This window comes from Sorangiineae bacterium MSr12523, assembly GCA_037157775.1.
Classification (GTDB): Bacteria; Myxococcota_A; Polyangia; order Polyangiales; family Polyangiaceae; genus Pendulispora; species Pendulispora brunnea.
This window is the reverse complement of record CP089982.1, coordinates 3,561,650-3,574,287: the sequence shown is the minus strand read 5'-3', so window position 1 is coordinate 3,574,287 and position 12,638 is coordinate 3,561,650. Positions and strand designations below refer to the sequence as shown.

Below are 12,638 nucleotides of genomic sequence, written 5' to 3'. Positions count from 1 at the left end.
AGCCGTGCTCAAGGGACGGGGCGGCCGAAGCCGTTTTGGGCGGCCCATGATTCGATGGCGTGCGCCACGGAGAGGATGGCGTGGTCGTGGCGGCGGCGGCCAATGATTTGTAGGCCAAAGGGCAAGCCCGTGGGGTCGCGGCCAAAGGGCAATGCCACCGAGGGGAGACCTGCGAGGGTCGGGCCATAGGCAAGTGCCAACCAGTGAAAGTAGCTCGCCATTTGGGCGCCGTTGATGGTCGCGGGATACCAATCTTCGAATGGGAAGGGAGGATGCGCGGCCGCGGGGCAGATGACCGCGTCCACTTTGGCGAGAAAAGCGTCGGCGTCGCGCAGCACACGTGTTTGCACGTTCGCCGCCTCGGCCACATCGCGCAAACCGAGCCCGAGCCCCGCCGCGACATTGGCGGCAACGTTGGGACCGACCTTGTCCGGAGTGGACTCCACCTTCTCGCGATGGGCACCGACGAAGGTCACGGCCCGGAGCACCGCAAAGGCTTGGTCGACACCGCCTAGGTCCACGGCAAAATCCGTGCGGCCGCCAAAGAGCGGCTCCAGCGCCTTCCGCGCGGCGCGAAACGCAGCACGCACGCGATCGTCGACGGGCGCAAAGCCGAGATCTTCCGTGAACGCCACCGTCAGCCCGCCCAGGTTCACGGCGTCGAGCTGCCGGAATCGCGCGCCATCCACCGCGAGCGACAGCGGATCGCGAGGGTCGTCGCCCACCATGGCCGAGAGCAGCAGCGCGGCATCGGCCACCGTCCGCGCCATGGGCCCGTCGACCGAAAGCGGCGACCACGCGTGGCCACGCGTCTCCGTCGGAACCAGGCCGGGTGTCGGGCGAAAGCCGACCACACCGCAAAACGCCGAGGGCGTCCGCAGGCTACCCGCGAGATCCGAGCCGGTGGCGAGGGGAAACATCCCGCAGGCCAGCGCCGCCGCCGAACCACCGGAGGAGCCACCGCACGTCAAACGCGGGTCGAATGGATTGCGCGTGGCGCCGAATACCTCGTTGCGCGTATTGGCGCCCGCGCCAAATTCCGGCGTGTTGGTCTTTGCCAGCACGATGGCGCCAGCCTGTCGCAACACCGCGACCACCCGCTCGTCGGCGGCCGGCACATGGGTCGCAAAGAGGGGCGAACCATAGGTGGTCCGCAGGCCTTCGGTTTCGCTCAGGTCCTTGATCCCGATGGGCAGCCCATGCAGCGGCCCCAGGGCATCTCCACGTTGCACGGCGGCTTCGGCCTCGCGCGCTTCCGTCAGCGCCCGCTCGAACGCCGTCACGGTAACTGCATTGACCGAGGCATTGGCCGCCTCGATGCGGGCGATGCAGCTCTCCACGAGGGCGACCGGCGAAACCTCGCCCGAGGCGATGCGTCGCCGCAGCTCGACCGCTTCCATATCGCAGAGATCCATGGCCCGGGAGTCTGTGGCGCGCAGGGCAAAGGTGTCAACGGCGACTCCGGTTACGAGCGCGAGGGTTGAACCGACAACGCCTCCCACTATCGCATATTGTCACGTCGATTTTTGGTGACGGAAAAATCCGTCGTCCACAAATTGAAATCGGGAACGCGGTTCCCGTCTTTGGTCCTCCTGCGAAACGGAAAAAGAAGAACATGACGAGGCTTGCTCTGGCGAAGGCCCTTTTTGGCCTGACCGCCACGTTGATGATGGTCGCCAATCTCCTGGGATGCAGCGGCGACGCGGGGGTCATCATTCCGCCGCCACCCCTGACCGATGCCGGACCCCAGCAGGACGCCCGCGCTGACGCCGATCTTCCGGATGCGATGCCGGCGGCGGCCACTCCCGAGTTCAATCCGCCGCCCGGAATCTTCAATGCGCCTCCAAGCATTACGCTGCGCACGGAAACGGCCGGCGCCGCGATTCACTATACGCTGGACGGCAGCACGCCCGATTCGAAGTCGCCCATTTACACGTCGCCCATTGGCGTCGCGAAAACCACGACCATCAAGGCCATTGCCCGCAAAACCGGTTTCGGCGATTCCGCCGTTCGCTCGGGAGCGTATTTCATCGACATTCCGCCGGGCGTCGTCGAACCGGTTCAATTCGAGCCCAAGGCCGGCGACTATTCCAATGACGTCGAGGTGCAGTTTACGAGCGCCACGGCCGACGCCGCGTTCTGCTACACGCTCGATGGCTCGGCCCCTTCCTGCGACGCCCAAGCCCGCTGCGCACGGGGCGTCGTCACCTATACGGCGCCGGTGCCGATCTCGAAGTCGGGGCAGAAGATTCGCGCCATCGCATGCAAGAAGGACATGGTCACTTCCTCGGAAATGGAGGCGACTTACAATTTCAGCGCCATCAAGCCGACATTCAATCCGCCCCCCGGATCGTACGATCCGCACAACCCCGTTCCGATCGCCATCACCAGCGAAACGCGGGGCGCCGTCATTCATTATAGCGTGAATGGCACGGCACCGCCGACCTGCGACAGCCCGGATACGGTTTCCGCGAATGGCACCATCCCGATCATCACGGGGGACGCCATCGTTCAGGCGCTCACCTGCAAAGAGGGTTATGCCACCAGCGAGGTGGAAACGGCGCAGTATCTGGGCACCCTGTGTGCGAGCGACTTCGATGTTACGTCACGCGCACAGCTCGAAGCACTCGCACGTTGCGAAGAGATCACCGGCCGCCTCCAGATCGCGGGTGCCACGGACCTCACGGACCTGGCTCCCCTCGCCCATCTGCGGCGCGTGGGCGGCTATCTACATATTTCGTTCAACCCTGGATTGACGTCACTGCACGGCTTGGAGGCCTTGACGGCCGTCGGAGGGCAGCTGTGGGTGAAGGACAATGCTTCGCTCGATCGGATCGATTCGCTCGCGGCAATCGAGACGGTCGGTGACTCGCTTCTCGTCGCAGGCAATGCGATCACCGAATGGATCGGCCCAAGCTCGCTCACCCTGGTCGGGGGTCTCCGCATCGGCAGTGAGAAGAGCCTGAAGCACGTCGGTGGGTTCTCCCGGCTGGCGAAAATCAATGGCGAACTACTCGTCGGGGGCAACGATGCACTGACGGCCTTCGATGACATGCCTGCATTGACCACGGTCACGGGCACGGTATCGTTCTCGTCGAACGCGGTGCTCGAACGGCTTTCGGGCTTCGCCGCGGTCCACACGTTGGGCAATCTGTCCATTCGTTCCAACCCCGTGCTGACGCAGTTCCTTGCGTTCTCACAGGCACCCGCGATCGGCGGCGAGCTCGCTATAGCGGACAATCCGAAGCTCGCGGAACTCGATTTGAAGAACGTGAGCTCGATTGGAACCATTTATCTCGGCAACCTACCCGCGCTGACATCGCTCCAGGCCCTTGGCGGTTTGACGAAGGTCGAAGGTCTCGCGACCATCACGGGGACGCTCGGCTTCTCGAACCTGGCTGGCCTCGAGCAACTCACCTCCATCAAAGGGACTCTCTCCATCAACTCCTCGCAGGGGCTCACCGATCTGACGGGCCTCACGAATCTCACGTCCGTGAAGAGCTTTCTCTCCGTGTGGGGCAATGCGGACCTGAAGAGCCTCCGCGGCCTCGACAAACTTGGAGAACTGTCCGACGGCATCACGCTGACCGAGAACCCCGCCCTGATCGAGATCGGCAGTTTGAACGCGCTCGAATGGTCTGTGAACTCGGTTCTCATCGCCTCGAATCCCAAGTTGGTCAGGCTCGATGGGCTGCATCGTCTTCGGTCGATGTCGCACCTGAGCATCCTCGACGACATCGCGCTAGAGAAGCTCGAGGGATTCGAGGCGCTCACCGAGGTCGGAGTGCTCGAAATCAAAGGATGTTCGGCGCTCCAAAATCTGACGGGCCTCGAGGCGCTCGGGAAGATTGCCGGCAACCTCGACATCAGTGGGAACGGTTCGCTGACCCAGCTCGATGCCCTCGGCCAATTCGTCTCGCTCGGCGGCCATCTGACCATCGCGTTCAACGCGAGCTTGCCCATGTGCCAGGCCGACCGCGTTTTCGAGCGGCTGCGCGCACATGGCTATGGGGGCCTTCCCGATATCCGCAACAACGGTGGCACGACCACCTGCGACTAACCAGGGCCGTCAGCATCGGCAACCGAGGTCGAGGAGGGGGCACCATGGATTCGCGATTCGCGAATCGCGAATACCCTGTCCCCCCGTTGCGCCATGTGTCGCGGATACACTGCAGTGCGCTTCCCGCTCCCGGACGACCCGTGGAATGAGCTTCTCGCATGGGGATCGCGATACCCCCTTGAAACGCACACGCGCGTGCGTCCATGCTGGGGCCATGATCGCACTCGATCATCTCATCCTTGCTGCGCGCACCCTCGAGGAAGGTGCAGATTGGGTCTTCGCTCGGCTGGGCGCGACGCCGGCTGGCGGGGGCAAGCATCCGCTCATGGGCACGCACAACCGCGTACTCCGCCTCGGTGACGAGAGCTACCTCGAGGTGCTCGCGATCGATCCCGAGGCACCGGCTCCTGGGCGGCCGCGCTGGTTCGGGCTCGATTCGCCGGAAATGCAAGCGCGCCTCGAGCAAGGCCCGGCGCTCGTTCATTGGGTCGCGCGGACGGACGACATCGAGCGCGATGCGCGCACGGCACCGGTGCACATGGGCGCCATTGTCGAGGCGTCGCGCGGAGATCTGCGGTGGCGCATCACCGTGCCGCGCGAGGGCACGCTTTTGCGGGACGGCATCTTTCCGACCTTCATCCAGTGGCAGGGCGGGCATCCCGCTGCGGCAATGCCCGAGTCGAATTGCCAACTCGAATCGCTGCAGCTATTCCACCCGCGCGGGGGCGCCCTTCTCGCAGCCTTGCGCCATCTCGGCCTTCCGTCCGACGCCCCCGTCACGGCCAGCGAAGGCGACCCGCACCTGGTCGCTCACGTGCGCGCCGCAGGAAAGCTCATCGCACTATCGTAGATTCAGAAAATTTCCCGATCGATCCCATACAGAAAGAGCTTCAAGCTCGGCGGGGCGCCCGGCACGTAAACGCTCACGGTCCGGCAGGCTAAAATATCTTGCCAATATGGGCGGAGATCCGGCTCGCGCCCGGTCAAGCGTTCGCGCTCCCAGATGCGGTAGCTGGCAATGTGTGGCCCCTGCGGGAGCTGCGGCGGTGGATCGACGTCGAGCTCGAGCCGCACGCCGCGAAGCGAAAGCCGCATGCATTCCTGCAGCGCAAACGGAGCGGCCATTTTCATGATGCGGGGCATCCGCTCGAGAAAGGCTTCGTCGTCGCAGGTGGCAACCAGCACCGGGCGCTTTCCAACGAGGTCTTCGCGCTGGAAGGAGAGCGAAAACATATCGGCGTAGTCGCCTCGCTCGAACGAGAGCCGCGTCAACGGATCGCGTCCCACGGCGTCGAGCAAACGCACGATGCGCGTGGAGAGCCATGGGATCGCCTCGGCGAGCTTGTCGTGCTCGTACGCGGGAGGGCGCTCCCATTCGTGTCCGAAGGCAACGAGCGCGAGGTACAAGCTTCGCAAACACCGGTAAACGGCATACGGACGCGCCGTGCGCTGCTTCGAGAGAACCTGCAACGCGCCCAGGTGCCGGTTCAACAGAACGAATAGGTTCAACCCGGGAGCCGAAATCGAGGTGGTGAGATGAAACGGCTGCTCGTGGCGCGCCTCGACGAGCTCGCGCCGTCGCTGCTCGAGGGCGGCGAGCACACGACCGAGCTCCGCCACGAGGGGCGCGCATGCCCGAGCGTGAAACACGATGGGCCACACGCCATCCGAGAATCGATACGAGTAGCCGACCTGCTCGATGCGGCCGATTGGCAGCACTTCATACCGATCCAGCGCATCCCCCTGGAAGAGCACCTCGAGCTTTGGCCGCATCCAGGGGATCTTCGCGTCCAGATCGCCCACGTACCGCGTCGACCGCGCGCTTGCGTCGTCCTTGCTCATGTTGGGCCCATCCAAGATGGGCCGCGGCACCGCCAAATAGACGAGCACGGACGAGGACAGCTCGTGCAGGCGCGTTGCGACATTGGCCTCGAGCGGAGACGAATCTTCGTCCAACCAGGCTTCGAGCCCGCTCGGAAACACCACGTCCAGGCGACGGATCACGAGATCGCCGCGGGCGAGCGCCCCCTCGTCGTAGTCCATGTGAACGACGCCATATGCGTCGGGCGCGAGGCGGCGAAAGCCGCGTGCGCAAAGAGCTTCCGCGTAGGTGTCGGAGGCCTGCAGATGCGCGGGCTTGACGCTCAGCGTGGGCGGCCAGAAGGGCTTGCGCGGTGTCATCGCCGGTCGATCCTCCCGGTCACGTCGAGCTCGAACTCCGCGTCGCGATAACGCATGTGCGGCCGGATGACCACGTTCATGCCGTACCAGCCCGGCTGTCCCGGAATGTCGACCAATTCGACCTTCGCGCCGCGCAGCGGATATTGAAACCGGGTGGCGGCCGACGGATTGTCCTTGGTATCGACATAACGTCTCAATTGCGCGGTCAATTGCGTTTGAAGCTGCTCGCGCGTGTGGTGACCGCCGAGTTTCTCACGTTGGAACACCTTGAGCTGGTGGGCAAAACGGCACACGAACAGCAAATACGGAATTCGCGTACCGAGCAGATAATTCAATGTCGCTTGCTCGCCTCCATCGGAGCGTCCGAACGTCTTCGGCATTTGCAAGCTGCTCGCGCTCGCGAACCGCAGGGAGCCGTCGACCGGATCGCACGTCAGAGGAATGAATCCGAGCTCCGCCAGCGCTTCCTCGATACGCCGCGAGAAGAGCACCTCCACGGGCGGCTTGCACGCGTCATCGCCCATCACCTCGTGGGCCTCGAACACCGGAGGTGCCGCGAGGAACGTGTCGAGCAGCCTCATCGCCGTCCGATCGCGCGCATAGCTCTCGGCCAGCCGGAGGCTGAATGCATACGTGGCGCTGCCCCAAAGATGATCGCCATGCGCGGCGATGGTCTCGTCGTACACGAAGGTTTCCGCCGACTCGGTGGCGTCGCGGTAGGCCGAACGAAGCCGCATGCGCGGGAGGAGAATACCCAAATAGCGACTATCCTCGCTCGTGCGCAGATCGTGCCATTTGATGAACGAGGGCCCCTCGAAAATGGCGCCCAGATCCGTGGCCGCCGAGAGCTCTTCGAAGCTGGCATTTTCCGGCGACCCATTGCCACGCTTCGACGGAGCGAACAGGCTCGGATGGGCATCGACGAATACGGGCGCATGCGACATGGCGGCCACCGAGGCCATCCCGCGAAGCAAGGCTACGTCGTCGAAGGCCGCCGTCACGGAGAAGTTCGCAAAAATCGCAGCGAAAGGCACTCCACCGTGCTGGCCGTAATGCGATTCGTACACGGTGCGAAAGAATCGCGATTTCGTGCGCTCTGCAGCATCCGCGAGATCGTCCGAGAGCTCCTGTTTCGAGCAATTCCACATCGCGACCTGGATGCCCCGTCCCGCTTCGATGCGGTTGACGACGAATTCGAGACCGCGCCATGCCGCCTCCAACGATTGAAACTCGGGATGGTGCAAAATGGCGTCCAACTGCTCCCCGAGCATGGCGTCGATCTTCGCGATCCATCGGTCGATGCGAACCTGGGACGCCAAGAGCGGGGCGAGCCATCCGTCGCTCGATTCCTCGCCGTGGATGCCGCCACGAACGGTCTCGGGAGAATCGAGCTCGATCATGTCGCGTCACCCGGCTGCACCGCGTAGAGGTGAATGCGGGTGACCCCGGGAAGCTGACGGCAATAAATGCCCATCCAAGCCGTGCGCATGGCAGCCACGAAGGCATCGGATCGCTTGTCGAGCCAGAAATACACCGTGTCATTCGATTCGGGCAGACCGGAGGGGCGCGCCCGCCGTTCCAACGGAACACCGGAAACGGCGGCATACCGCATTTCCATGAGGTCGTGCAGCGCGCCAATTTTGAGAAGCTTCGGGGCTTCCTCGACAAGGTGGCCTGGATCGCTTCCCGTGATCGCCAAGAAGAACTCGTGGTCGAAGATCCCCGGCTCGTGCAGATCGGCGCGCAGCAGCCATGCGTCGTTTTCCGTCGGAACCAGCGCAATGGTTCGATAGCGCGCCTGCCCGATGCTCTGCAGCACCTCGGCAATGGCCTCGAAGAGCGGCAAGAACGTCGTATCCAGCTCTCGGTGGTTGAACGGCGGTGGCTCTGGGCACTCGCCCGTCGCAGTGAACGGCGCAAGCGCAAACAGAATTTCCACGAGGCACGCGTAGGCATCGTGGGGCGCCGTGTGACGCCGGCTGCGAAGATCCGCGACGTCGGCGATGAAGCCGCCCAAAAGCGAGCGCAGAAGGATGCGCCTGTCCGCAAAGGCCTCGCTGGTCTTCCAGCTGTCGGCCCACGTCTTGCGCGCGACCAGATCCGAAAGCAGGGCATCGAGCCGCTCGGTCAAGCAGGTCGAGGCGCGAATTCGCCATACAGGGGGAATGAACGAGCGATCCAGCATCGGGTTGCCCGCCTCATCCAAAATGAGACGCGCGCACTGCACGACGTCGTAGCTGTGCAGACGGTCGTTTTCCGTGAGGAGAAAGACGTTGGGCCGGAGCCACTGCGCATCGATCGTCTTGCCGCCGTTGGCGATATCGGACAGCGTGTGCGTCGAGAGCGCGTAGCGATGAAGCGCACGCGTTGCCCCCTCGGCATCGACATTCGGCGCGCCGGGTTGCGCGATGGGAAGCCCCACGTACACGCGAAGCGATGTTCTCGACCCGAGATCCGAAAGGGGAATGCTCAGCGCCTTCGCGCCCTCCCCTACCCCGACGCGAATTTCCGTTCCATCTTCCAAGGTGGCCTCGAGGTGCTGCAACACGAGCTGGCCGCGGGACAACGCAGGCACGTCCCAATCGATTTCGTCGACGCCCCAAGCATCCCCATCCACCCGAGCGACCGCCCGCCGCACGCACTCCTCGTGGTAGGCGTCCGCATTGGAAAAGTGATGGGGCCAAATCGACAATCCAAGAGGCCAAGCGGGTTTCATTGCCATGACGGTGGACCTTACGCAATCATCGGGACGAACTCGCACCGCGCTTGGTGCGGCTCGGGAAGAAGAGGAGCACGAACGTGAACGGTTTCATCGGCAATCGTGTATCGGGTATCGATGCCCAGCGCGCTTCCGCCGCCGAGCGTCCAGCGCGGGGTGTCGTCGGCGCCGAGGTGGACCTCGAGTTCGACCAGCACCTTCGCCCCAAAGATACGGTTGGTGAGGCGCTCGAGCTTCGCATACTCGTCGCCACCAGGCATCATGCTCTCGTGGGTCGCGCGGTCGACGGGCCCAATGTGCAGCCGGACGGCCCCTTCACGATCCGAGCGCGTTTCGCCATAGACGAAGTCGACGCCGAGCCGGGAGCATTGGCCACCAAGGTGCGCGGTCTCGTTGTCGCCGAGCGGCAGGAGGCGGTGCACGTTGGCCTCCAGCGAAATGGGCCATGGCAATAGGTGCTGGAGCAACGCCTCCGCCGCACGCAGGTTGATATCGTGCGGTTGGCCGCGCTGGTAGTCGGCAAGGCCCAAGGCCAACATCGGCGCCAGAGGCTCTTCGTCCAGTGCCGATGGTGCATCGATGCCGGCCACCGACCGCAGTACTTGGCTTTGCAAATCGCCGCCCTCGAGATCGAAACCGCCTTCGATCGTGCTCGCCTTCCAGGCGCCGTAAAGACGGACGGCGAGCGCGTGATGGATCACGTCATAAAATGCGCGCAGGGCGCCTTCGTCGTCGCCGTAGCGAACCTCCTCGGAGAATTGCGCGGCAAGCGGCCCGCTGGTTCCAATGAGCCCCAGAAAATTGAGCTCGACCTGGAGCGAGTCATTCGCTGCCTGGGCAACGGATGCGACCTCGCCTGCCGGAAAGGCCAAACTCGGTCGCTGCGTGAATTGGATCCGCTCGGTGCGCTCGAGTTCCGTCGCCGTCGTGTGCTCGAGAAGGCGCGCCAGCTCGAAGAATCCATACCGTGCCGCCGTGCGCGCAATCGTTTCCACGGCCAGGTGCGAGGTCTTGCCGCGCGAGGATATGCGGGCGACGGCCTCTCGGTTGGCCTTTCGCTCGTATTCGGGGCACGGATGCCGATGCGCGCGCGGTGCGGGCTCGCGCGTGGGCCATTCGAGCCGCGTCCCGGACTTTCGGCAGAGGGCCTCGCAGCGATAGAGGCCATTGAGCCCAACCTGGGCGTCGAGGGTGCGATGCAGCACGCGCAGAAAGAGCGCGACGTCTCCAAGCCCGCGAAACGGCATCTCGTCCAGGATGAGCGACGCGAGGTACCCTCGCCCCGGGGTGGGCGGCTTGGGGCAAGGTCGGACATCGAAGGCCTCGATGGCCTCGATGCGCTGAAGATTGGCACGCACGGTTTGCGGATCGACGCCCTCCGGAGGCAGGAGCGACGCGAGAAAGGTCCGCAGCGCAAACCACGGATCTCCCTTTGGAATCGCTCCTCGGGCGAATGCTCGAAGCGCGAGATCGAATCCGGTGAGCGCCGGCACGTGCGGCGATGTCGGTACGATGTTTCGCACACGCACCCCGCGCGGAAAACCGTGGCCGGGTTCCGTGAGCTCGCCGACGGAGAGGCTGCACGCACCATTCGTCGCCAGCAGCCGGGTCGAGACGACGTGCGGCTCCAGGAGAGGCTCCGTCCCTCGGGAGCTCGTGAGCGTCATGAAGAGCTCGGGCGAAAGGTCCGGCCTCGAGGACTTCCGCTGCGTCGAATACGCGTACGGAAAGGCATCGTGAAAATCACCGGCACGAAATCGGCGAAGCGACGGCAGTGGAATCTCTCCCGCCCCTTTGCAGGGCATTGCCGTCACCGAGAGCACGGAGAAAACGTCGCCGCGCCGCCTGGGAAGGCCGGCCACCCGCACCGGAAACGTGCTCTTGCCCGGGCCGAACGTTTGCGGTTCGGACGTGGCCTCGAACAAGTTCACGGCGGGCACGCAGTGCGGACGAAGCGCATCGGGCCCGAGCTCCAGGTCCCCGGGCAACGGTGCATTCAGGCGGATGGTGACCGTCGCCTTGCGCACGGGCGCTGCCGTGCTGCGCATCGCCGATGCGAGGCCACGCACCACGAAGAACATGAACTTCTCCGGAAAGACGAAATACTCCTGCACGAGTGCGTCGGTCACGATAGGCCCGTCGGGCTCGGGCGCGAGCACGTCGCCTTCGTCGAACCCATACGGTTCGACGCCCTCGGCCTGCTTCGAAGGACCCTGCGATGCCTGCACCTCGACGCGGTCGGTGGCGCCAAGGACGTGCATGAGGAGCAAGAGCGCCTTTTCGCGCGGCCCGTCCACGAAAAGGCGGAGCTCATCGCCGACGACGTCTTGCAGGGGCGCGTGCGACGTCGCGGCAAGGTCGAACTGGACGAGGCGCCCGCCGGCTCGGGCATTCTCCACGCGGCACGCCCCCAAGTCGACACGGCTCACCAGTCGAAAGCGGCATGCAGGGTCGTCCGGTGACGTGATTTCGGAATGCGCAGGCACGCTCTGTTTCGCTTCTGCCCCCGAAAGAGAGAGCTCCACGATCGTGGCCGCCGGAAATGGGCGCGTGGAAGATGCAGCGACGACCTCCGCCAGGGCCCGATGGCTATCCGCTTGAAAATGATGGATCCGCTCGATGACGGATGCGGCGAGCGAATAGACGCCACGACGCACGCGATCGAGCGCCAAACTCGAGGGAGCACGCCCCAGGTTGCCCAAGAGCGCAGGGTGCGTGCGCGCAAAGTGCTCCGCCGCTCGTGTGAGCGCCGCCACCGCCCCTTGCGGAAACCGCGCCACTAGCGAACCCTCCACGAACGCTGCGGGTCGACGGTGAGCTCGAGCTCCAACGGCGCCGCGCGTCCCTCGACGATCAGCGAGCCGTGGATCTTCGCTCGGAAGACGAGGTCGAGCGCGTCGCCTGAAACAGGGATCACACGCGGATGCCGCAGACGCGGAACATACCGCCGAAGCGCCTCCTGGGTCTCCAAGCACCACGCGCGAACGGCTTCGGCGCCCGAGGCATACGTTCCCGTGACGTCCCCTACGCCGAAGTCCACGTCACCGGGCATCGAACCACGCAGGGTCCCCAGCAATAATTCGATATCGGCCACGAGCTCGGCCACCGCCCGGCGAATCGAGGACGGCTCGGGCGGAGGCTCCCTTCCGGCGATGAGCCCGAGCACGGTCACGATTTGTTCTCTTTGCGATCGTAATGGGCCCTCGTGTCGCCGTCCGGCGTGTGCAAGGTCACGTCGATCTTGCTGGCCAAAAAGGAAATGCGCGCAAGATCGGGATGGTTGCCGGGGAGCCATTTCGAAGTTGGCCCCGAGAGCGTACGGAATTTGGCGACGGTGGCCTTGGTGAGGGTGGTCGTCGCATACACGATTTCGTTGCCATTGGAGTCGCGGCGGGCGCGCTTGATGACGACTTCTTTCAGCTCCTCGTTGTCCCATGCCGCTTGCTGGCACTGAACCACCACGGGATTCCATTCGCAGATCACCCAAACGGGCTTGTTCCGAACCACCGCGCGCCCTTTGCCCTGCGTGTCGTGTGGAACGTCGATGCCATGACCAAAGGCGAGGCAAACGGTCTTTCCTGCACGAGCCTGGGAGTCGTCCGTTTTGAATTCTCCCTGCTTCGAGCCTTTGATTTCCAAATAGATGAGCGATTGTTCGGTTGCCGTCATATCGAAACC

9 protein-coding genes are annotated in these 12,638 nt (G+C 64.3%); 2 read left to right on the top strand and 7 right to left on the bottom strand.

Annotation, left to right across the window (positions count from 1 at the left end):
- Nucleotides 1-8: 8 nt before the first annotated feature.
- Nucleotides 9-1,400 carry a hypothetical protein gene (locus tag LZC95_14380; protein ID WXB00336.1) on the bottom strand — a complete coding sequence of 464 codons (1,392 nt, stop codon included), beginning with the start codon at nt 1,398-1,400 and terminating at the stop codon, nt 9-11.
- Between the two features lie 215 nt (nt 1,401-1,615).
- On the opposite strand from LZC95_14380, the gene LZC95_14375 reads away from it, so the two are divergent.
- A complete protein-coding gene (locus LZC95_14375; protein ID WXA98014.1) occupies nt 1,616-4,060 on the top strand; it encodes a chitobiase/beta-hexosaminidase C-terminal domain-containing protein in 2,445 nt (814 codons plus the stop codon).
- A gap of 214 nt (nt 4,061-4,274) precedes the next feature.
- Entirely contained in the window at nt 4,275-4,910 is a 636-nt protein-coding gene (locus LZC95_14370) for a VOC family protein (GenBank protein WXA98013.1), read from the top strand.
- Between the two features lie 2 nt (nt 4,911-4,912).
- Here LZC95_14370 and LZC95_14365 read toward each other — a convergent pair whose 3' ends face one another.
- Genes LZC95_14365 through LZC95_14340 form a run of 6 tightly spaced genes read right to left on the bottom strand, consistent with a single transcriptional unit; the run spans nt 4,913 to nt 12,629 of the window.
- A complete protein-coding gene (locus tag LZC95_14365; GenBank protein WXA98012.1) occupies nt 4,913-6,241 on the bottom strand; it encodes a type VI secretion system baseplate subunit TssK in 1,329 nt (442 codons plus the stop codon).
- Nucleotides 6,238-7,641, bottom strand: a complete 1,404-nt coding sequence (gene tssC, locus LZC95_14360) for a type VI secretion system contractile sheath large subunit (protein ID WXA98011.1) — start codon at nt 7,639-7,641, stop codon at nt 6,238-6,240. The genes LZC95_14365 and tssC overlap by 4 nt, the downstream gene beginning before the upstream one ends.
- A complete protein-coding gene (locus LZC95_14355; GenBank protein ID WXA98010.1) occupies nt 7,638-8,963 on the bottom strand; it encodes a type VI secretion system baseplate subunit TssK in 1,326 nt (441 codons plus the stop codon). The genes tssC and LZC95_14355 overlap by 4 nt, the downstream gene beginning before the upstream one ends.
- An 11-nt stretch (nt 8,964-8,974) precedes the next feature.
- Nucleotides 8,975-11,740: a type VI secretion system baseplate subunit TssG gene (gene tssG, locus LZC95_14350; protein WXA98009.1), complete on the bottom strand. Its 2,766-nt coding sequence runs from the start codon at nt 11,738-11,740 to the stop codon at nt 8,975-8,977.
- A complete protein-coding gene (locus LZC95_14345) occupies nt 11,740-12,132 on the bottom strand; it encodes a GPW/gp25 family protein (GenBank protein ID WXA98008.1) in 393 nt (130 codons plus the stop codon). The genes tssG and LZC95_14345 overlap by 1 nt, the downstream gene beginning before the upstream one ends.
- Complete coding sequence (locus LZC95_14340) at nt 12,129-12,629, bottom strand: type VI secretion system tube protein Hcp (GenBank protein ID WXA98007.1); 501 nt, start codon at nt 12,627-12,629, stop codon at nt 12,129-12,131. The genes LZC95_14345 and LZC95_14340 overlap by 4 nt, the downstream gene beginning before the upstream one ends.
- Nucleotides 12,630-12,638: the final 9 nt, after the last annotated feature.